Below are 20,838 nucleotides of genomic sequence, written 5' to 3'. Positions count from 1 at the left end.
GACGCTAGCCGCCCCACCCACGTGAGCGAAACTTCGACCCCTGCTACGAAGTTCCACTCACATGCGGCGAAGCCGCGAAGCCGATTCTGTTGAAGCGCTTTTCGCGGGCGATCATCCGCATCGACGGATCCTGGGCGATCAGGTCGGCGAGCTCCCGGTGCAGCACCGCACCCACCCGGTCGCAGAACTGCTGCGATTCGTCAGCCGCGTCGGGCAGCTCGGGAATGATGATGTCGACGACGCCGGCTCGGAAGAGATCGAGCGACCGTACTCCCTGCTTGGTGGCCATCTCGGCCGCATGAGCAGTGTCCCGATGCACGATGGCCGACGCACCCTCGGGCGGCAGCGGCGAGAGCCACGCGTGTTGAGCAGCAAGAACGCGATCGGCGGGCACCAGTGCCAGAGCGCCACCGCCCGTCCCCTGCCCCAACAGCAACGACAGCGTCGGTGTTTCGAGGTCGACCATGTCCGCGATGCACCGAGCGATCTCTCCCGCGAGACCGCCTTCCTCCGCCTCCTTCGACAGCGCCGCGCCCGCGGTGTCGATGACGGTGACGAGCGGAAGCTTGAGATCCTGTGCCAGACGCATACCGCGTCGGGCCTCGCGAAGCGCTGCGGGACCGAGCGGGGTCCTGGTCGTCTGCCCACGTCGATCCTGCCCGAGCAGTACGCACGGCATGTCGCCGAACCGAACGAGGGCCAGAATCAGGCCAGGATCCGACTCTCCCTGCCCGGTTCCGTTGAGCGGCAGCACATCTGCTGCGGTGCTGAACAGCAACTCGCGCACGCCGGGACGATCGTTCCTACGGGAGGCCAGGATCGACGTCCACGCGGGCACGTCCTCGATCGTCCATTCGAGCGCCTCGACGGTGCGGGGCCGACACGACGGGATGTCGGTCATGATGCGCAGCGCCCGATCGACGATTTCGCCGAGCTGCTCGGGCGGGCGGATGGCGTCGATGAGCCCGTGGGCCTGGAGGTTCTCCGACGTCTGCACGCCCGTGGGGAATTTCGCGTCGTAGAGGGCCTCGTAGACGCGAGGCCCGAGGAAGCCGACGAGGGCACCGGGCTCGGCGACGGTGACGTGTCCGAGCGATCCCCAGGACGCGAAGACTCCACCGGTGGTGGGGTGCCGCAGGTAGACGATGTACGGCAGGTTCGCCGCCTTGTGCGCGGTGATCGCGGCGGTGATCTTGACCATCTGGAGGAACGCGACGGTACCCTCCTGCATGCGGGTTCCGCCGGAGGTCGGCAACGCGAGCAGCGGCAGCCGCTCGTCCGTCGACCGGTGCACGGCGGTGACGAGCCGTTCACCCGCCGCAACCCCGATCGAGCCGGCCAGAAATGCGAACTCGCCGAGCAGGATTGCGACCTTGCGGCCCCGAATCGTCGCGGACCCGGTGAGGACGGATTCGTCGAGACCGGTCTTCTCGCGGGCCGCCGCGAGTTCGCTCGCGTACTGGTCGTCGATGACGTAGTCCGCGGTCGGGGTGTCCCAGGAGTCGAAGCTGCCGGGATCGATCACCAGATCGAGCAGTTCGAGGGCGGTCATTCTGGTCATCGGATCGCTTCTTTCAGCCAGTCGCGGACGAGCTCGTCGTCGGCACCGAGTACCGGCGGAGCCAGATGATTGGTTTCGGTGACCTCGGTGCCGTCGGATTCGAAGAAGCGCAGCGGCGGCCCCGGAAGAGTGACCGTGCCCAACGTCGCGTGCTCGACGTCGACCAGCAGGCCTTGAGACTTGGTCTGCTCCCACTCGTACACCTCCTGCACGTTGCGCACTTTGCCTGCGGGAACACCGATCTCGTCGAGAAGGGCCAGCAGCGGTTCGGTGTCGTAGGTGCGGAAGATCTTGGAGACGAGTTCGATGACGTCGTCGCGACTGTCGACGCGTTGTGGGTTGGTGGCCATGCCTTCGAGATCGGGGTCGATACCGAAGCCCTCGCAGAACCGATGCCACAGGCCCTCGCTACCGACGGAGATCTGCACTGCGCCATCCAAGGTCGGAAACAATCCGTACGGGCAGATCGATGGGTGATGGTTGCCCTGCGCCGTGCCGATCTCGCCGGCAACGGTCCACTTGGTGCCCTGGAAGGCGTGTACTCCGACGACGCTGGCGAGCAAGGAGGTACGGACGACCTTGCCGCGTCCGGTGCGGTCGCGTTCACGCAGTGCGGCGAGAACGCCGAAGGCCCCGTACATTCCGGCCAGCAGGTCGGCGATGGGAACGCCGACGCGTTGGACGTCCTCGGGACCGGAGCCGGTGAACGACATCAGCCCGGCCTCACCCTGGGCGATCTGGTCGTAGCCGGAGCGGCCACCCTCGGGGCCGTCGTGACCGAATCCGCTGATCGACAGCACGACCGTGCGCGGGTTGATCTCGGCGATGCGTTCGGGCGAGAAGCCGAGGCGGTCGAGCACTCCGGTGCGAAAGTTCTCGAGCAGCACGTCGGCTCGTTCGATCATGTGCTCCAACGCTTCTCGGCCGTCGTCGGTCTTGAGATCGAGTGCGATGGATCGTTTGTTGCGGTTGGCCGAGAGGAAGTAGGTCGACTCACGTTCGGCGTCGCGCGGAGTGACGAAGGGGGGACCCCAGACTCGGGTGTCGTCGCCGCCCTTGGGGGTCTCGACCTTGATGATGTCTGCGCCGAGGTCGCCGAGCATCATGGCCGCGTGCGGGCCGGCCAGGGCACGGGTCAGATCGACCACCACGGTGCCTTCGAGCGGTCCGGTTCTGCCTGTCGTGTTGAGGGGCATCGAATTGATCCTTACGTCGAAGCGAGGTGGGAGCCGGACCCGAAGTCCGATTGGATGACTGGGCTAGTGGCCTAGCCAATTCCATTGGACCAGCGAACCCCAGAGAAGTCAAGTAACGATTTCCGGGACTTTGCCCAGCTCAGACGCGTGATGGCGGCACGTCGAACACACGTGCCGCCATCATCGAGAACCGCATCCGAGCTACTGTCGAGCTACATCCAGCCGGGTACCACCAGCAATCCCCAGGCGACCAGTGGACCGATGACCACAACCAGAGCGCTGTACTTGAGGATCTGCTTGTAGAACACATCTCGGTCGATGTCCTGGGCGTTGGCGAGCACCAGGGCTCCATTGGTGGAGAACGGGCTGACATCGACGATGGTCGAGGCGATGGACAGGGCCACGATGACTCCGATAGCGCCTACTTCACCCGCGAGCAGGAACGGGACGGCCAGCGGGATGGTGACGCCGAGGATCGCGGTGGACGACGCGAAGGCCGAGACGATGGCACCGATGTAGCAGAGCAGCAGCGCCACCAGGAGCGGGATACCGATGCTCGCGACCGAATCGCCGACGTATTCGACAGTTCCGGCTTCCTGCAGGACCCCGACGAACGTGAGTACGCCGCCGATGAGCAGAACCGTCGACCAACTGATCTGGTTGATCGCACCCTTTTGCGCCTTGGGCGATGCGAGAGCGAGAACCACGGCCACCGTCATCGCGATGAAGCCGACGTCGAGATCGAGCACGAGGGCGAACAGGGCCAGCGAGGCCAGGCCGACGAGCGTGAGAATCTGATCGAAGGTGATGGCCTTGACCGCGGTGGCCAAGGGCGGTGCATTCTCGACCGTGACCGTCTGACCGGACGGACGAGGCGTCGAGGAGCCGAAGCCGCGCATGACCGTCCGAGAACCCGAGCCGCCGACGCCGCCCGAGTCGCCGTCGGGACGACTGCCGTCCTCGTCGTGCACGCTGCGTCCGATGAGGGAGCGGCCACCGAGGAACATGAACAGCAGCGCACCGATCGCGGCGTTGAAGAACAGGCTGCCGAGGAAGAGTGTGAGCGGACTGTTGACGAGTCCTGCGTTGGCGGCGATGTTGTTGACCGTGACGCCGTAGATGCTGATGGGCGAGAATCCGCCCGCCTGCGCGCCGTGGATGACCATCATGCCCATGAGCAGCGCGTTGATCTTGTAGCGCGCGGCAAAGCCGAGCGCGATCGGGGCCACGATGGCCACCGCGGCAGGCCCGAGCGCCCCGATGGAGGTCAGGACGCCGGTGATGCCGAACATCACCCAGGGGATGAGCGCCACCCTGCCACCGACGAGTCGAACGGCTCCGCGGACCAGCAGGTCGACCGTGCCGTTGTTCTGCGCGATGGCGAACAGGTAGGTGATGCCGACGAGCGTGAGGAAGAGACTGCTCGGGAAGCCGGCAATGATGTCGTCGGCCCCCATGCCCACGGCAAGTGTTCCGACGAAAAACGCCGCCACGAACCCCAACGCACCCATGTTCACGGGGAACACGGTTGCGGCGAGGAACATGACGACGAGCGCAAGGATGGGTATCAACTCGGTCGACATCGAAGGTCTCCGGTCCGTCTGTGGTGTCACCCGAGCGGTTGCCCAGGATCTCCAGTGGCTAATTGGACTGGCCACTGAGTCAATAGGGACTCAACCAGTGAAGTGGATCACTTGTCAACCCCGAATGTGTCTGCCGTTACCACGTGGGCGGCGGCTAGGGTGGAGGTCCAGAGGAACAGAGAGCGAGTGACACAGTGGCTGAGCAAATTCGCCCCGTGACCCGACCACGGCTGTACGAGGTCATCGTCGAGCAGCTGTGCAAGCACATCGCCGATCGCGACATGAACCCTGGCGATCGACTTCCACCCGAGCGCGAACTCGCCGGCCACCTGGGAGTCAGCAGAGCGTCGCTGAGTCAGGCCCTCGTTGCACTCGAGGTGCAGGGCATCCTCGCCGTGCGCCACGGCGATGGGGCGGTACTCGTCCGACGACCCGTGGGCGACATGGCAATTCGCGCCTTGCGCGAGCACGCCGATCGACTGCCCGAGGTGATCGAAGCCCGAGAGGCACTCGAGGTCAAGCTCGCCGAACTGGCCGCAACGCGGCGCAGCGACGACGAGATGGCAGCCATCGACCACGCGGTGTCCGTGATGGCCACCGAGATCACCGACGGCGATCGCGGAGACTCCGGCGACGAGCTCTTCCATCACGCCATCACCGAGGCCGCGCACTCACCGCTGCTCGCTCGCCTGATGGGCGAAATCGCCGAGCTGATTCGCGAGACCCGCATCGAGTCACTGTCGCAGTCCGACCGCCCCCAGGCCTCGCTCGAGCATCATCGACGCATCGCCGAGGCCGTGCGCAATCAGGATCCGGCCGAGGCGGGCCGGGCAATGGCCGACCACATCCGACTCGTCTCGGACGTCGCGCTACTGCGATCGGTCGACGGCTAGAGAACTCCCCGCCGAGCTCGAAGTCATGGATGAATTCTGACCGGAATCCGTCCACAACTTCGAGTTCGGCAGCTCGGGCAACACCCATTGGTTGACATCCACGACATCGTCGCGCCATCATTATTGGCACAGCGCCAATAAACTACAGTCGCGCTTCGAGCCAAGGACCCCCATGACTGCACTCGCAGACCGCTCCACCGACGACCTCGCCACCGAGCTCGCCGACGTGCGCCAGCTCGCCCGAGGATTCTTCGAGAAAGAGGTCGCACCGCACCGGGAGGAATTCGCGGCGGCCGGACGCCCCAGCCGCGAGGTCTACCGCACCGCAGGCAGCCTCGGGCTGCTCGGCATGTCGGTACCCGAGCAATACGGCGGAGGCGGCGGCGACTTCCGCCACGAGGCAGTGCTATTCGAAGAACAGGTCCGCGCCGGCGACTCGGCCATGCAGCTCGGCGTGCACAGCGGCATCGTTCCGCATTACATCCTGGCCTACGCGTCCGAGGAGAAGAAGCAGCGGTGGCTGCCGAAACTGTGCTCGGGCGAGTGGATCGGTGCCATCGCCATGACCGAACCGGGCACCGGATCGGACCTGCAAGGCATTACAACCCGCGCCGTGCGTGACGGCGACGACTACGTGGTGACCGGCGGAAAGACTTTCATCTCCAACGGAGCTCACTGCGATCTGCTCATCATCGCCGCCAAGACCGATCCGTCCGCGGGAGCCCGGGGACTGTCCTTGCTCGTCGCCGAGGTCTCCGATGACACCGAAGGTTTTCACCGCGGACGCGTGCTGCACAAGATCGGCCAGAAGGGCCAGGACACAGCCGAACTCACCTTCGACGGCCTTCGCATTCCCGCCGCGAATCTGCTCGGGGGCGGGAGTGGAGCCGGCAGGAACGACCAGGAAAGTCATGAGGGTCGCGGTTTCGCGCAGTTGATGCAGCAGCTCCCCCAGGAACGCCTGATCTGCGGCATCGCCGCCGCTGCGATGATCGACGCCGCCGTCGCGCAGACCGTCGAGTACACCAAGTCGCGCAGCGCGTTCGGCAAGACACTGTTCGATCTGCAGAACACCAAGTTCGAGCTCGCCGAATGCGCCACCATCGGCCGCGTCGTGCGCACCTTCGTCGACGACGCCATGGCACAGCATATTTCGGGCACACTCGACGTCACCACGGCCGCAATGGTCAAATACTGGACCACCGACCGACAGTTCGAGGTGGTCGACCGGTGCCTGCAGCTCTTCGGTGGGTACGGCTACATGGAGGAATACCCCATCGCCCGCATGTTCGTCGACGGCCGCATCGCCCGCATCTACGCCGGTGCCAACGAAGTCATGAAAGACCTCATTTCCCGTTCCTTGTAGAACTCGGTAATTCTGTAGCCCCCAGAAAGGCACCATCATGGAGGCATTCCTCTACGACGCAGTGCGCAGTCCACGTGGCCGCGGCAAGAACTCCGGCTCACTGCACACCGTCAAGCCGGTCGATCTGGCCGCGAACACGTTGTCCACGTTGCTCTCTCGACACTCCCAGCTCGATCCGGCCCTGATCGACGACGTCGTGCTCGGTGTCGTCACCCCAGTCGGCGATCAAGGCTGCGACATCGCCCGAACCGTCGCGATGGCGGCCGGCCTACCGGACAGCGTGGCCGGCGTTCAGCTCAACCGCTTCTGCGGATCGGGGCTCGAGGCCGTCAACACTGCGGCGCAACGTGTTCGGTCCGGATGGGATCGGCTCATCGTCGCCGGTGGCGTCGAATCGATGTCTCGTGTGCCGCTCGGGGCGGATGGCGGCGCGTGGCCGTGCGACCCGCTGACCAACTACGGCAACTACTTCGTCCCACAGGGAGTCAGCGCAGATCTCATCGCGACGATCGAGGGGTTCGATCGGGACGAGGTCGACGCCTACGCGGTACGTAGCCAGCAACGAGCGGCGCATGCCTGGTCGATGGGTCACTTCGAGAAGTCGGTCATCCCCGTCTTCGACACGAACGGCCGGCTGATGCTCGATCACGACGAGATCATGCGACCCGAGACCACCACTGCCGACCTCGCCGCCCTGACACCATCGTTCGCACAGATGGGTTCGCTCGCCGGGTTCGACGCCGTCGCGATGCAGAAGTACACCGAGGTCGAGCGCATCGATCACGTACACCACGCAGGCAACTCCTCCGGCATCGTCGACGGCACCGCGATGGTTCTCATCGGCTCCGAAGAGGCCGGTCGCGCAGGCGGATTGACCCCACGCGGACGCGTCGTGGCCGGGGTCGTCGCCGGATCGGACCCGACGCTGATGCTCACCGGCCCGGTTCCGGCCACCCACAAGGTGTTGGCCGCGGCGGGACTCGGTCTCGACGACATCGCGGTGTTCGAGGTCAACGAGGCATTCGCTTCGGTGGTGCTCAACTACGCGAAGAAGCTGGACGTCGACCACGAGCGCATCAACGTCAACGGCGGCGCGATCGCGATGGGCCACCCACTGGGCGCAACGGGAGCAATGCTCACCGGAATGGCTCTCGACGAGCTCGAGCGCCGCGGCGAGCGCTATGCGCTGATCACGCTCTGCATCGGTGCCGGAATGGGCGTCGCCACCATCATCGAGCGCCTGTGACCACCCCCGCGCTCGAACAACGACCCGAGGACACGATGAATACCTCTGCTGCACTGACGACGTCGACGATCACCGGCGAGATCGGGACCGACCGCGTACTCGTGGTGACGATCGACGACCCGACGCAGTCCACCAACACCATGAACACCGCGTTCGGCGAATCGCTCGGTCGGACCGTCGACTGGCTCGAAGCCAACGTCGATGACTACGACGGCATCATCGTCGCCTCGGCAAAGGATTCGTTCTTCTCCGGTGGTGACCTCGAGTTGTTGCGCGACGCGGGCCCCGCAGACCATGCACGCATCGCCGATGCCCTCGACTTCACCAAGGACAAGTTCCGTCGGCTCGAGAAGCTGGGCAAGCCCGTCGTCGCTGCACTCGGCGGCACCGCGCTCGGTGGCGGCTTCGAGATCGCGCTGGCCTGCCATCACCGAATTGCCGTGAACAGAAGCAACTCTCGCTTCGGCCTTCCCGAGGTGACCCTCGGTCTGCTCCCTGGCACGGGCGGCGTCACCCGAACGGTGCGGATGTTCGGAATCGTCGGCGCATTGACACAGGTGGTGGGCCAGGGCCAACGCTACCGGCCGGCCAAGGCACTCGAGATCGGACTGATCGACGAGGTCGTCGACACCCACGAGCAGATGATGGCGAACGCACGTGCCTGGATCGTCGCCAATCCCGTTGCAGTACAGCCCTGGGACAGGAAGGGGTTCGAGATTCCCGGCGGCACCGCGGCCTCACCCGCGTTGGCTGCTCAGCTGCCTGCCTTCGCGGCCACCGTACGCAAGCAGGTCAAGGGTGCACCCATGCCCGCACCCATCGCGGTGGTTGCTGCCGCGGTGGAAGGGTCGGTGCTCGACTTCGAGTCGGCGTCGATCGTGGAAACCCGACACTGCACGGCACTCGCCTGCGGTCCGGTCTCGGGCAATCTGATCCAATCGATGTTCTTCGATCTCGGATCCATCAACAAGGGCGGCTCTCGTCCGAGCGGCGAACTGCACCGGGTACCCGAGAAGGTGCTGGTGATCGGTGCCGGGATGATGGGTGCCGCCATCGCCTACGTCGTCGCGTCGGCCGAGGTTCCCGTCGTACTGCGTGATATCTCGATCGAATCCGCCGAGCGTGGAAAGGATTACGCGCGTTCGATTCTCGGCAAGGCCGTCGCGAAGGGGCGCACGACCCAGGCCGACGCCGATGCGGTGCTCGCTCTGATCACACCCAGTTCCGACGCGGCCGATGCCGAGGGGTGCGATCTGGTCGTCGAGGCCGTGTTCGAGGATCCCGCCGTCAAGCAGGGCGCGTTCGAGGCCGTCGAGAAGTATCTGACCGCCGACGCACTGCTGTGCTCGAACACCTCGACCCTGCCCATCACCGAGCTGTCGACGGGAGTCTCGCGCACCTCGGACTTCGTCGGCACGCACTTCTTCTCTCCGGTGGACAAGATGCCGTTGGTGGAAATCGTTGTGGGAGAACACACCAGTGATTCCACTCTGGCCCGCGCATTCGACTTCGTCCGTCTGATCGGCAAGACGCCGATCGTCGTCGGAGACAGTCACGGCTTCTTCACCACTCGCGTCATCGGCCGGTTCATGGACGAGGCGATCTCGCTGGTCGCGGAGGGCGTGCACCCCGCCACCGTCGAGCAGGCCGCTCTCCAGGCGGGCTACCCGTCCGGTGCGTTGGCTCTCATGGACGAGATCTCGTTGACCCTGTCCAGGCACATCCGCGAGGGCATGGCGCAGGCCGCCCGCGCCGAGGGTCGACCGTGGATCGTGTCGAATTCGTATGCTCTGGTCGATCGGCTGGTCGACGAGTTCGATCGGCCCGGCCGCAAGGGCGGTCGCGGCTTCTACGAGTACGCCGAGGACGGCACCAAGGCGGGGCTGTGGCCGGGCCTGGTGGAGCACTACCACCGCCCCGATCATGGAATTCCGTTCGAGGACATGATGGATCGGATGCTCGTCGCACAATCCCTGGATTCGATCGCGTGTCTCGACGAGGGCGTCCTCCGAACCGTCGCCGACGCCAATATCGGATCCATTCTGGGCATCGGCTTCCCGGCCTGGACCGGCGGTGTGTTGCAGTTCGTAAACCAGTTCGACGGCGGACTCCCGGGATTCGTCGAGCGGGCCGACCAACTGCGGACACGGTACGGCGATCGGTTCGTCGTGCCGAGGTCACTGCGCTCGCGCACCGAGCGGTACCTCTGACGCCTCACGGAGTCGGCTCGGTGCGATCATGAGAACCATGCCGGCTGCAAGTACACCCAAGTGGAATCGACTCGAGCCGGACGAGCGTCGGACACAGATCCTGGCCAGCGCCGTTCGGTTGTTCGGCGACAAGCCGTACGCCGAGGTGTCGATGTCGGACGTCGCCGCCTCGGCCGGCGTCGCCCGCGGGCTCATTCACCACTACATCGGCAGCAAACGCGATCTGTACCTCGAGAGTGTTCGATTCCTGGTCACCGTGCCGCCGATCGAGGACGTACATCTGCCCACGGGCTCACTCGAGGAGCGGGCACGTGGCAGTGTGCACTGGCTGGTGGGGGTGATCGAGACACACGGCACGGCATGGGTGTCGATGGCGAGTGGTTCGGGTGTGGACGAACAGGTGGCGCAGATTCTCGACGAGGCCGACGATCTGGCTGCCGAACGCGTGCTCGATGCAACGGCATTCGAGGGCAGAGGCGGTGACCGTCGCATCGCGACGTCTGCGGTGCGCGCGTTCGGCGGCATGGTCAAGGCAGCGGGCCGCGAGTGGTTGGTGCGCGGCACACTGACGCGCGAGCAGGTCGAGACTCTGCTGACGGATGTGCTCGTCACCGTTCTCGCAACCGCACGTTCCTTCGACGACGCTCGGGAACGTTAGCAAGACAACCGTTTTCGCGGAATCGCCAGCCGGGTCGCCCTACACCTCCACTATTGACACAGTGCCAACAAGGTGGAACTGTGACGGTATTCACCCGGGCGCCCTCGCCCCCTCTCGCACAAGGGACTCGACATGTATCTCACCCAAGGCCTGCATCGCTCCGCCGCAACGACTCCGAACAGCGCAGCGACGGTGTTCGGCGATCGCGTTCGTACCTTCGCCGAACAGATCGACAGAGTGGCACGACTGGCGGCAGGCCTGCACTCCATCGGCGTCGAGTCCGGCGATCGAGTTGCGATGCTGGCGTTCAACAGCGACCGCTACTCGGAGTACCTGCTCGCGGTGCCGTGGGCCGACGCCGTGCTCAACCCCGTGAACATCCGATGGTCGCCCGTGGAGGTCGCGTACGCACTCAACGACTCCGACACCAAGGTCCTGCTGGTCGACGACACCTTCGGTGCGATGGTCCCGGCACTGCGCCCGGCATGTGCCGGCCTGCAGACCATCGTCTACTGCGGAGACGGCACCACCCCCGAGGGCATGGTCTCGTACGAGGACCTGGTCTCGTCCCACGATCCCGTCCCCGACGCCCGCCGTAGCGGCGACGCACTCGCAGGACTCTTCTACACCGGCGGCACCACCGGCTTCCCCAAGGGCGTCATGCTCTCGCACGCGAACCTCGTCACCTCCGGCCTGGGAACGGTGGCGACCGGACAGCTGCTCGACGACGCATCGATCCTGCTCCATGCCGCTCCGATGTTCCACCTCGCCGATCTGGCCGCGTGGGTGGGGCAGGTCATGCTCGGCGGTACCCACGTCATGGTTCCGTTCTTCGAGCCGACCGCCGTCCTCGGCGCGATCGCCGAGCATTCGATCACCGATGTGTTGTTGGTACCGACGATGATTCAGCTTCTGGTCGACTACCCCGCATTGAGCGAGTTCGACACCTCCTCGCTCAGTCGTGTGCTGTACGGAGGATCCTCGATCTCCGCAGGCGTCCTCGAGCGCACCCTGGCACGCCTCCCGCAGGCCCGTCTCACTCAGGCCTACGGCATGACCGAGCTCGCACCGGTCGCATCGCTGCTCTGGCCGGAACACCATGTGGGAGAACGCATCGGCTCGGCCGGTCGCGCGGCCCCGCACTCGGAGATCCGGATTCTCGGCCCCGACGACGAGCAGTTGGCCACCGGATCCGTCGGCGAGATCTGTGTTCGCGGTGGACACGTGATGCTGGGCTACTGGAACAAGCCGGACGAGACCGCCGCGGCCGTTCGCGACGGTTGGATGCACACCGGCGATGTGGGCTACCTCGACGCCGACGGATTCCTGTTCGTCGTCGATCGACTCAAGGACATGATCATCACCGGCGGCGAGAACGTCTACAGCGCAGAGGTCGAGAGCGCACTGAGCCGCCATCCCGCCGTCCTGGCCTGCGCCGTGATCGGTGTGCCCGACGGCGAATGGGGCGAGCGCGTCCACGCCTGTGTCGTGTTGGCCGATGGCACCTCGCCGACGGTCGAAGAACTTCGCGATCACACCCGCAGCTACGTTGCCGGATACAAGACCCCGCGCACCATCGAGTTCGTCACCGCGCTGCCCATGAGCGGCGCGGGAAAGATCCTCAAGCGCGAACTGCGGGACGCCCACGTGGCGAAGGACGCGCTCGGAGCGTCCCTGTGACCAGCCAGGTCCAGGCGCGAACCACGTTCGATTCCTTCTCCCCCATCGACGACGGTCCGGTCGCCTCGTTCCCCGTCGATGGGGCGGAGTCCGTCGCGCGGACGGTCGGACTCGCGCGAAAGACACAGCGCACATGGGCCTCGCTGCCGCCACGTTCTCGCGCCCGACACCTGCGGGCATGGCGACACGAAATCTGGAGTCATCGAACCGAATTCGTCGATCTCATTCACCGCGAGAACGGCAAACCCGCCGACGATGCACTGCTCGAGGTCGTACTGACCCTCGAGCACATCGCGTGGGCGGAGAAGCAGGCACCGAAGCTCATGCGGTCGCGCCGAGTCGGCCCCGGGTTGCTGCTCGCGAACTACTCCGCTCACGTGGAGACGGTGGCACTCGGTGTCGTGGGCGTCATCGGTCCGTGGAACTACCCCCTGTATGCACCCAACAGCGCGATCGGTTCGGCGCTGGCAGCAGGTAACTGCGTGGTGTTCAAGCCGAGCGAATACACCCCCGCGGTAGCGGCCCGATACGTCCGCGCGTTCCACGAAGCCAATCCGTCTCTGCCACTGGGCATTCTGTCACTGGTGACCGGATACGGCGAGACCGGTGCCGCACTGTGCCGATCGGGTGTGGACAAGATGGCGTTCACGGGCTCGACGAGAACCGGCTCGAAGATCATGGCCACGTGCGCCGAGACGTTGACACCGGTGGTCGTGGAATGCGGCGGCAAGGATCCGGTGATCATCGCTGCGGACGCGGACATCGCGGCAGCAGCCGAGGCGGTGGCCTGGGGAGCATTCGGCAACAGCGGGCAGACGTGCGTCGGAGTCGAGCGGGTGTACGTGGAGCGGAGTGTCGCAGCACAATTCACCGGCGCTCTCGTGCAGCATGCGCGCTCCATCCGGCCCGGTGGTGATGCGTCGGCCACCTACGGGCCGATGACGATGCCCGGCCAGATCGACATCGTTCGACGCCATCTCGCCGACGCCGAGGCGGCGGGTGGTCGAGCACTGATCGGCGGACTGTCCTCGATCGGCGAGCGATTCGTCGGGCCCACCGTGTTGGTGGACACCCCCGAGAGCTGCTCGGCCGTTCGCGAGGAGACCTTCGGCCCCACGGTCACCGTCCGTGAGGTCGACAGCATCGACGAGGCGATCGAGCTGAGCAACGATCATCGGTACGCTCTCGGCGCTTCGGTGTTCTCCCGCAGGCAGGGCAAAGAGATTGCGGCGCAGCTGGTGTGCGGTCAGGTCACCGTCAATTCGGTAATCGCGTTCGCCGGAATGGGATCTGTTCCGATGGGTGGTGTCGGTGCCAGCGGCTTCGGGCGGGTACACGGCGACGAGGGGTTCGCCGAGTTCTGCCGCACTCACAGCCGCGTCACGAAGCTGTTCGACATCCCCGGATTCGAGCTGGTGACGCTCCACCGCAAGCGCTGGGTCATGCCGCTGATCGACCGCCTGCTCGGGCTCCGTCACCGTCGGTGATCGGTCAGTCCTCTGCGCGCCGCGCGGTGGTGCCGTACGACCGTCGCACCACCTCGTCGAGGGTCGCCGCCAACTGCGCGTCGGTCATGGCGCGTGGCGTCGACACTGCGGCAGCGGACAGATACACCCCGCACAGCCATTCGAGCAGTTCGATGTTCGACAGTGCGGCCGCGAGATCGTGACCGGTGGCCACCGATCCGTGATGGGCCATGATCACCGCCGACCTCGACCGCATCGTGGTCACCACCAGGTCGGCGAGCTCGGCCGTACCGAACGGCGCGAACGGCACCACCGGAACCCTGCCGCCGAGGGCCAGCTGCGCATAGTGAACGGGCGGCAGTTCGTCCGCGACGAGCGACAGTGCAACGGCCGCCGAGGAATGCGTATGCACGACGGCACGAACGTCGGACGACGCGTAGATGCCGAGGTGCAGACCCAGTTCCGAGGTCGGTTCACCTGGTCCTGCGCGGACGATTCCGTCCGTACCGACGAGTGTGACGTCCTCGATCGTCGCGTCCGCCAACACCAGCCCGGTCGCCGTCACCGCCACCACATCACCCGCGCGTGCGCTGACGTTGCCTGCGGTGCCGAGAACCAAGCCCTTGCGGCCCAGTTTCCGGGCGGTCTCGGCGACGAACTGCCGTAGCTCCTCCACGTCGACCGACATCAGACGGTCCGGCAGGTGCGAGTGAACGTCCGAACGTACTCGAGGTCGTAGGTGCCGAAATCGGTACCGAGTCCCTGCGCAACCTGAGCCGCGGTCGCATTGCCGAGTTCGGCTGCCTCGACGACGTTCATGCTCAGGGACAGTCCGCGAACGAACCCGGCCGAGAACGCATCTCCGCATCCACTGGTGTCCACCACGTCCACGGAGAACGCGGGGACCTCGACGACACTGTCGGTCGTGACGACGAGAGTGGGCGACGCACCCGCGGTGGCCACCACGCAGGACGCTCCGAGCTCGAGCAGTCGACGACACCCGTCCTCGACAGTGGCGCAGCCGGTCCAGCCGAGGACCTGCTCGTCGTTGGGCAACAGGTAGTCCACATGGGGCAGCGCGGCCGCGAACGCACCGAGCCCTTCCGGAACGGACGGGGCCAGGCTGTCCACGGTGACGACGACACCGTCCTCGTGGGCGCGGCGTGCGATGTCGCACGCGGTGTCCGGTCCGTAGAACTCGGGCCCCCCGAGATGCAGGAAGTCGACGTTGTGAAACATGTTCCACGGAACATGCTGAGCCAGATAGCCGTTGGCTCCGATCACGTGCAGAGCCGGCCGGGATCCGTCCGGCCTGATCGGCAGTACCGATGCCGAGGTCTGGACCCCGTCCATGCGGTGAACGAGGGAGACGTCCACTCCGTCGTCGATGAGGAGCTGCAGTAGGAACGTGCCTGCCGAATCACCACCGACCACTCCCGCGGTGTGTACCGCGGCACCCAGTCGGGACAGCACCAGTGCCGTTCCCGCGGCCGTACCCGCGGCCGACATCGCGATCTGCTCCGCCAGGACCGCCGCCTGACCGTCGGGAATCTCGGTCACCGGCCGCACCAGAGTGTCGAGTATGTGCACCCCCAGGGTGAGGACCTCCGCCGGTGCTCTCATCGGATCGTCGCAGTTCGCTCGGAGAGGATCAGCGCCTCGAGGTTGCACATCGAGACGTCGAATCGTGCGGACATCCCGGCGGTCGCGATGGGCCGCACCACACGCCCCATCCAGCTCGGTGCAACATCGAACCAGAATTCGAAGGTCATCGCGGTGGAGGTACCGCCGGCGAGCGGCGCGAAGCGAAAGACGTTCGCCACGTTGACGAGTAGCGCGAAACCCTGACCCGAATCGATTCGCAGTCGGTTCGGTTCCAGCTCCCGGACGGTCCATGTGGCGTGAGTGGTGAAGCGGCCGAGCGTCGCCACCTCCTCCGTGTACACACCACCTGTGCGTGCGGTGCCATGATGAGCGATGACCGACCGGACGTCGGTGACCCACTCTGCGTACCGACCGGTGTCGGCGGTCAATGCCCACACTTCCTCGGGGCTCACCGAGAGGGTGCGATGGGCCGAGACTACGAAGCGTTGTTCCACGAGAGCTCTCCTTCGGTCGAAAGTATTGCTGCTGCTGCGTTTTCACCCGATCGCACAGCCCCGTCCATGTACCCGTTCCAGTAGTCGGAGTGTTCGGCTCCTGCCCACTGCACTCGGCCGAACGCAGTGTCTCGCCACCGGCCGAGTTCGGTCAGCACTCCGGGGGCAAGAACGGCGGTGGGCCCGCCGCGGGTCCAGTGCTCGCGAGTCCAATCGAGCTCGATCCATTCCGTCGGTTCGAGCGCGCGCGGCCCGACGGCGGAAGCGAAGGCGCGCAGCACCTCGCCGCGTCGTTCGGCGTCGGTGCCGTCCGACCAGTTCCGGCCGCCGCGGTGGCGTGCACCCCAGGTGCCGACGAATCCCATCAGCACTCCCTGGCTTCCGTCGGGTGGTGAGTTGTCGAACATCGAGGACACCGGTACGTCGCTGTCGCGAAAGAGCGCCTGGCCGGAGAGCCCGCTCGCGCGCCAGAACGGTTCGGGGTACACGGCCTCGCACTTGGCCAGGCCGCCGAAGTTCATTCGCTGGAACAACGCCTCCTGCGGTGCGGGAAGCGCGGGGCTCCAGTCGATTCGGGTGACCAGAACGGGCGGAATCGCGACGACCGCCGATCGAGCGATCCATGATTCGGTGTCGCTGCACACCACCACGCGATCCGGATACTGCTCCACACGTCGAACCGGGGTGTCGAGCCGGACGGCGTCACCGAGCTGCTTCGCAATTTCGATGCAGATCGCCTGTGAGCCACCGAGGAATCTCCACTGTTGTGCTCCACCGGCGACACTCATCAACCGATCGACGGTGCCGGGGGTGTACTCGTTTCCCGCCCCGGCTACGTACGCCAGGCCGAAGAGCGCCGATGCGTCGGCGGACGTGCCACCGAACACCGAACCGAGCAGGATGTCGAGCAGTTCCACGCCACCGGCGGTGGCCGAGTGCCTCCGGGCCCAGGTGGCGAGAGTCTGGGTGTCCCACTCGCGTGCTCGGGGTGCCGACCACGGTCGGTCGACGGGGATTTGGTTGGCAGCCCGATCGATTCGCGCCACGAGCACACCGACGTCGGGTAGCGCCGCCAGATCCGGCGGCACCCCGCCGTCGAAGCGTCGAGCGTTTCCGTTCTTGACGTACATGCTCGATCCGGTGTCGTACGCGGGGAACGTCCCGACGCCCACCGATGCGGCCAGGCGGAGGACATGGTCCTGCGTCGGACCCACGAACTGCCCGCCGGTCTCGACGACCGAGTTCTCACCGAGTGCGTGGTTGACCGTGCGCCCACCCACCCGGTTCCTGGCCTCGAGGACCTGCACGGTCAATCCTGCGGCCGTCAGTTCCCTGGCGGCGGTCAGACCCGCGAGTCCTGCGCCGACGACCACTACGTCCACGTGCGGGGCCTGCGACATCTCGGTCATGGGTGCTCCTTTCCGGGCTGTTCGATGTAGCGGCGACAGTAACCCAATATTGGCCATCCGGCCAGGATTGACGAAAAGTGCCTGCTGGAGAGCGCAGCGATGGAGGTGGAAGACAGCACTCCGACTAACGTTGCAGCCATGACCGAAGAGCGCCGGAAGACTCGATACGCGCGCGGCCGGGAGCGCCGCGACGCGCTGGTCGACGCTGCCATCGGCGTGATCGGAACACGCGGACTCGAACGCGTCTCGTTTCGGTCCGTGGCCGAAACCGCCGGCTTCCCGCCGTCGACCACCAGCTATTTCTTCGGCTCGGTCGGCGAACTCATCGATGCCGCAATCACTCGTATCGCCGAGAACGTGACGGCGAAGGTCACGGCTCTACTGGACGTCGCGAACGCAGGCGGGCTCACTCGCGACGATCTGGCCGACGCGATCATGGACCTCGTCTCGCTGCTGTCCTCCCCCGAGGACGACGACTCCCTCGTCCAGTTCGAGGCGTACCTCGCCGTGCGCAGACGGCCCGAGCTGGCGGATTCGGTGCACCGAATCATGCGGATGATCGAGGAGGCGGCCGAAGCGGCGTTGGGGGCATTCGGGATCGCCGAACCACACCTACCGGCTCGACATTTCCTGGCCCTGATCGACGGCTACACCCTGCACGAGATCGCAAGGCCGACACCGGGTGGCAATCGGGCGGAACTGAAGGATGCCCTGTTGCGCGTGCTCGACTCGTACGCGCCGCGAGGTTGAGCCCGGATACCGCTAGTCGACACCTACGAGAAGCGGCACGATGCTGCGGTGCGCGAACGCGAGCAGCTCGTCGTAGGTATCGAGCGGGGCGGCGGCCGAGGGTGTCAGTAGGATCGAATGGACCACGCGCACAACAATTTCCGGTGCGTCCGGCACGGCGAAGGTGTCCGATTCCAGTTCACCCCTGGTGATGTGCGTGGCAGCGTTGATCGCGGTCACGAGCAGTGCCGATGCGTTGGTGGTCAATTGCTCGAGCACCAGCGAGCTCTCGGAGTCGAACATCTTCAAGAGCACAGGGTTCGTTCGCACCGAGTCGATGGTCGTGGCGAATCCGTGTGCCGCCCGATCCGCACGTGACCTCTGTTCGGCAGCCGCAGCTGCCACCGCCGCGAACAGCCGCGACGACTCCCGCGCCATGACGGCCCGAACGAGTTCGTCCTTCGATCCGATACGGCGATAGACGGTCACGCGATTGATCTTGGCGCGCTTCGCGACGTCGCCGATGGTGGTTCGAGGAATTCCGACCTCACCGAACAGTTCCAAGGCGGCATCGAGAATCGGCCCGTCGTCCCCATCTGGATGCATCGCTCGATCCTATCGGCCGTCCACCGTCTATCCTGTGCAACATTGCAACATAATATGTTGCTATGTAGCATCGCTGGCAGCAGCAGCACGATCTCGAAGAAACGGAGTTTCGAATGTCTCGGAACAAGGCGGGCGACTCGGACGAGCAGTACACGGACGAGTCCTACGCGATAGTGGCGCGCGCGGTGACATTCGACTGGTCCGGAGTTCCACTCCAGTACATCCCCCACGAGTGGTACGCCACCCACTTCTGGAACGTGATGCACCTGGTTCTGCCCGAGGGAGAACGAGCAATGGCGGACGTGTTCGCCCGCGCGCTGCCGTACATCGACGACCGCAGACTGCACGAGGAAGTCGTGGGATTCGTCGGCCAGGAAGCCACGCACGCGTCCTCCCACGAAAGCTTCCGCACCTACCTCGTCGCGCACGGAGTGGACATCGAACCGATTCTGCAGCGCATCCGCTTCGCCGTGGGTGTGGTGTTCGGCGATCACGGCCTCACCGGCCGCGCAGGCAAGGCATGGCTGAACGAGCGCCTCGGAATCTATGCAGCAGCAGAGCATTTCACCGCAGTGGTGGGCGAGTGGCTGCTCGACAATGCCGAATTCGACCGCATCGGAGTCGACCCGACGATGCTGGATCTGCTGCGTTGGCACGGAGCGGAAGAACTCGAACACCGCAATGTCGCATTCGACGCGTTCCAGTACGTCGACGGTGGCGCATTCCGCCGCGCCCGAACCGCGGTGATCGCCAGCGCTGGGTTGGCCGTGCTGTGGTTCAGTACCGCCGCGTACCTGTACCGGAATTCGGTCGCCACGCCACGAACCGGTACGCGGCGGCTGCGAGCCCCGTGGCCGATCGCGTTCGCACGAGCCTCACGCAAGCACCTGATACCGGGCCTGTCGTTCCTGTTCGTGCAGCTCGCCCTGTACATCCGTCCCGGCTTCCACCCCTCGAAGATGGGCGACATCGACAAGGCCGTGCAGTACCTGGCAGTCTCCCCCGCGGCGCTGGCGGCCCAGCAGTGACGACCACAGTGCCTCCGGTGCACAGCCATCTCGGCGAGATCACCGTGACGGCACCGGGACGGGGACTTCGCGCCATCGGTGCCGCGTCCCGTTTCTACGCCAGGCTCGTCACCGATTCGGCGATCGTGACGGCCCTGTCTCCGGCGCAGCCCCGACGAAGCGTCGGATACGAATTCGAGACCGTCGTCGACGATACGATCGACGAGGCCGAGGACGTTCGCTCGCTGCTGCTCTCGCGCAGGGACGGTGCACCACTACCGACATGGCAACCCGGAGCGCACATCGACGTCACCACTCCGTCCGGTTCGGTGCGGCAGTACTCACTCGCCGGCCGACCCGGGTCAGGTGATCACTACCGCATCAGCGTCCGCAAGATCCCCGGCGGTAGAGCGTCCACCGAGATCCACGCGCTCTCCCGCGGCGCTGTCCTGCGAGTTCGAGGTCCCCGCAATGCCTTTCCGATGGCGAAGGCCGAGCATTACCTCTTCGTGGCCGCCGGAATCGGCATCACCCCCATCCGGGCGATGATCGAACGCGCCGTCCGGGACGGGGCGCGGTGGACGCTGTACTACCACGGTCGCTCTCGGGCGAGTCTGCCGTTCGTTGCCCTACTGCAGCAGTTGGCACTGACCTCGCGCGGGCATGTGATCGTCAAAGCCGATGATGTCGACGGATTTCCGGTTCCGGAGGACATCGTCGATCTCGGGATGGGCAACTCCGCGATGTACGTCTGCGGACCCGCGGCGCTGTCGGGCAGACTCCGCGACGAGTCCCTCGCCAGTACGGCCGTTCGTGAATTCCACACCGAGTTGTTCGCGCCTGCAGCGGTGGTCGACGGCATGCCGTTCGTGCTGAAGCTCGATCGCTCGGGAGACACCATCGAGGTCGGTGCGCAGGAGACCGCTCTCGACGCACTCCGCCGGTCCAGGCCGGATCAGCCGTTCTCGTGTCGGCAAGGCTTCTGCGGAGCGTGCGTCGTCGGTCTCGTCGCCGGACGCGTCGAGCACCGAGATCGCGTCCTGAGCCCGTCCGAACGCGAGAACTCACTCACCCTGTGTGTCTCGCGCGCTGCCGTCGACGGCGAAGCTCTCGTCCTCGATCTGTAGAA

The 20,838-nt window shown here is 65.7% G+C and carries 18 protein-coding genes; 10 read left to right on the top strand and 8 right to left on the bottom strand.

The genetic code is table 11. From position 1 onward, the window contains the following. Window positions 1-43 precede the first annotated feature (43 nt). The 3 genes from CH306_RS10260 to CH306_RS10250 all read right to left on the bottom strand — a co-directional run bounded on the left by CH306_RS10260 (window position 44) and on the right by CH306_RS10250 (window position 4,340). Complete coding sequence (locus CH306_RS10260; RefSeq protein WP_094646518.1) at window positions 44-1,561, bottom strand: carboxyl transferase domain-containing protein; 1,518 nt, start codon at window positions 1,559-1,561, stop codon at window positions 44-46. Beyond that, window positions 1,558-2,757, bottom strand: a complete 1,200-nt coding sequence (locus CH306_RS10255; RefSeq protein ID WP_094646517.1) for a CaiB/BaiF CoA transferase family protein — start codon at window positions 2,755-2,757, stop codon at window positions 1,558-1,560. Before CH306_RS10255 ends, CH306_RS10260 begins: the two co-directional genes overlap by 4 nt. Before the next feature lie 212 nt (window positions 2,758-2,969). Further along, window positions 2,970-4,340 carry an SLC13 family permease gene (locus tag CH306_RS10250; protein WP_094646516.1) on the bottom strand — a complete coding sequence of 457 codons (1,371 nt, stop codon included), beginning with the start codon at window positions 4,338-4,340 and terminating at the stop codon, window positions 2,970-2,972. Between the two features lie 194 nt (window positions 4,341-4,534). Between CH306_RS10250 and CH306_RS10245 the strand changes: the two genes are divergently transcribed. The 7 genes from CH306_RS10245 to CH306_RS10215 all read left to right on the top strand — a co-directional run bounded on the left by CH306_RS10245 (window position 4,535) and on the right by CH306_RS10215 (window position 13,880). Further along, a complete protein-coding gene (locus CH306_RS10245) occupies window positions 4,535-5,233 on the top strand; it encodes a FadR/GntR family transcriptional regulator (RefSeq protein ID WP_045198123.1) in 699 nt (232 codons plus the stop codon). 172 nt (window positions 5,234-5,405) lie between these two features. Beyond that, the gene (locus CH306_RS10240; RefSeq protein WP_094646515.1) at window positions 5,406-6,599 is read left to right on the top strand and encodes an acyl-CoA dehydrogenase family protein; all 1,194 of its coding nucleotides are present in this window, start codon (window positions 5,406-5,408) and stop codon (window positions 6,597-6,599) included. 37 nt (window positions 6,600-6,636) lie between these two features. Further along, window positions 6,637-7,845 carry an acetyl-CoA C-acetyltransferase gene (locus tag CH306_RS10235; protein WP_094646514.1) on the top strand — a complete coding sequence of 403 codons (1,209 nt, stop codon included), beginning with the start codon at window positions 6,637-6,639 and terminating at the stop codon, window positions 7,843-7,845. Window positions 7,846-7,880: 35 nt separating this feature from the next. Further along, window positions 7,881-10,055: a 3-hydroxyacyl-CoA dehydrogenase NAD-binding domain-containing protein gene (locus CH306_RS10230; RefSeq protein ID WP_094646592.1), complete on the top strand. Its 2,175-nt coding sequence runs from the start codon at window positions 7,881-7,883 to the stop codon at window positions 10,053-10,055. Between the two features lie 28 nt (window positions 10,056-10,083). Beyond that, complete coding sequence (locus CH306_RS10225) at window positions 10,084-10,713, top strand: TetR/AcrR family transcriptional regulator (protein WP_306436613.1); 630 nt, start codon at window positions 10,084-10,086, stop codon at window positions 10,711-10,713. Between the two features lie 132 nt (window positions 10,714-10,845). Further along, window positions 10,846-12,393 carry an acyl-CoA synthetase gene (locus CH306_RS10220; protein WP_094646513.1) on the top strand — a complete coding sequence of 516 codons (1,548 nt, stop codon included), beginning with the start codon at window positions 10,846-10,848 and terminating at the stop codon, window positions 12,391-12,393. After that, window positions 12,390-13,880, top strand: a complete 1,491-nt coding sequence (locus tag CH306_RS10215) for an aldehyde dehydrogenase family protein (RefSeq protein WP_094646512.1) — start codon at window positions 12,390-12,392, stop codon at window positions 13,878-13,880. The genes CH306_RS10220 and CH306_RS10215 overlap by 4 nt, the downstream gene beginning before the upstream one ends. A 4-nt stretch (window positions 13,881-13,884) precedes the next feature. Here the strand turns inward: CH306_RS10215 and CH306_RS10210 are convergent, their stop codons facing one another. The 4 genes from CH306_RS10210 to CH306_RS10195 are packed head-to-tail and all read right to left on the bottom strand — an operon-like array spanning window position 13,885 to window position 17,367. Beyond that, window positions 13,885-14,547, bottom strand: a complete 663-nt coding sequence (locus tag CH306_RS10210; protein ID WP_094646511.1) for a class II aldolase/adducin family protein — start codon at window positions 14,545-14,547, stop codon at window positions 13,885-13,887. Continuing rightward, on the bottom strand, window positions 14,547-15,482 hold the full coding sequence (locus CH306_RS10205) for a carbohydrate kinase family protein (RefSeq protein WP_094646510.1): 936 nt from the start codon (window positions 15,480-15,482) through the stop codon (window positions 14,547-14,549). Before CH306_RS10205 ends, CH306_RS10210 begins: the two co-directional genes overlap by 1 nt. Beyond that, a complete protein-coding gene (locus CH306_RS10200) occupies window positions 15,479-15,958 on the bottom strand; it encodes an SRPBCC family protein (protein ID WP_094646509.1) in 480 nt (159 codons plus the stop codon). Before CH306_RS10200 ends, CH306_RS10205 begins: the two co-directional genes overlap by 4 nt. After that, window positions 15,940-17,367 (bottom strand): flavin monoamine oxidase family protein, encoded by a 1,428-nt coding sequence (locus CH306_RS10195; RefSeq protein ID WP_094646508.1) that lies wholly within the window; start codon window positions 17,365-17,367, stop codon window positions 15,940-15,942. Before CH306_RS10195 ends, CH306_RS10200 begins: the two co-directional genes overlap by 19 nt. Window positions 17,368-17,505: 138 nt before the next feature. On the opposite strand from CH306_RS10195, the gene CH306_RS10190 reads away from it, so the two are divergent. Continuing rightward, a complete protein-coding gene (locus CH306_RS10190; protein WP_094646591.1) occupies window positions 17,506-18,117 on the top strand; it encodes a TetR/AcrR family transcriptional regulator in 612 nt (203 codons plus the stop codon). 12 nt (window positions 18,118-18,129) lie between these two features. Here the strand turns inward: CH306_RS10190 and CH306_RS10185 are convergent, their stop codons facing one another. Then, window positions 18,130-18,702, bottom strand: a complete 573-nt coding sequence (locus tag CH306_RS10185; RefSeq protein WP_045198105.1) for a TetR/AcrR family transcriptional regulator — start codon at window positions 18,700-18,702, stop codon at window positions 18,130-18,132. Window positions 18,703-18,815: 113 nt separating this feature from the next. On the opposite strand from CH306_RS10185, the gene CH306_RS10180 reads away from it, so the two are divergent. Both CH306_RS10180 and CH306_RS10175 read left to right on the top strand, forming a co-directional pair. Further along, a complete protein-coding gene (locus tag CH306_RS10180; protein ID WP_032395475.1) occupies window positions 18,816-19,730 on the top strand; it encodes a metal-dependent hydrolase in 915 nt (304 codons plus the stop codon). A 17-nt stretch (window positions 19,731-19,747) separates the two neighbouring features. After that, the gene (locus CH306_RS10175) at window positions 19,748-20,836 is read left to right on the top strand and encodes a PDR/VanB family oxidoreductase (RefSeq protein WP_256981122.1); all 1,089 of its coding nucleotides are present in this window, start codon (window positions 19,748-19,750) and stop codon (window positions 20,834-20,836) included. Window positions 20,837-20,838 lie beyond the last annotated feature (2 nt).

Origin of the sequence: Rhodococcus sp. 15-725-2-2b, assembly GCF_002259075.1 — a bacterium.
Taxonomy (GTDB): domain Bacteria; phylum Actinomycetota; class Actinomycetes; order Mycobacteriales; family Mycobacteriaceae; genus Rhodococcoides.
The sequence above is the reverse complement of the archived record's forward strand: the minus strand, read 5'-3'. Positions and strand labels throughout refer to the sequence as shown.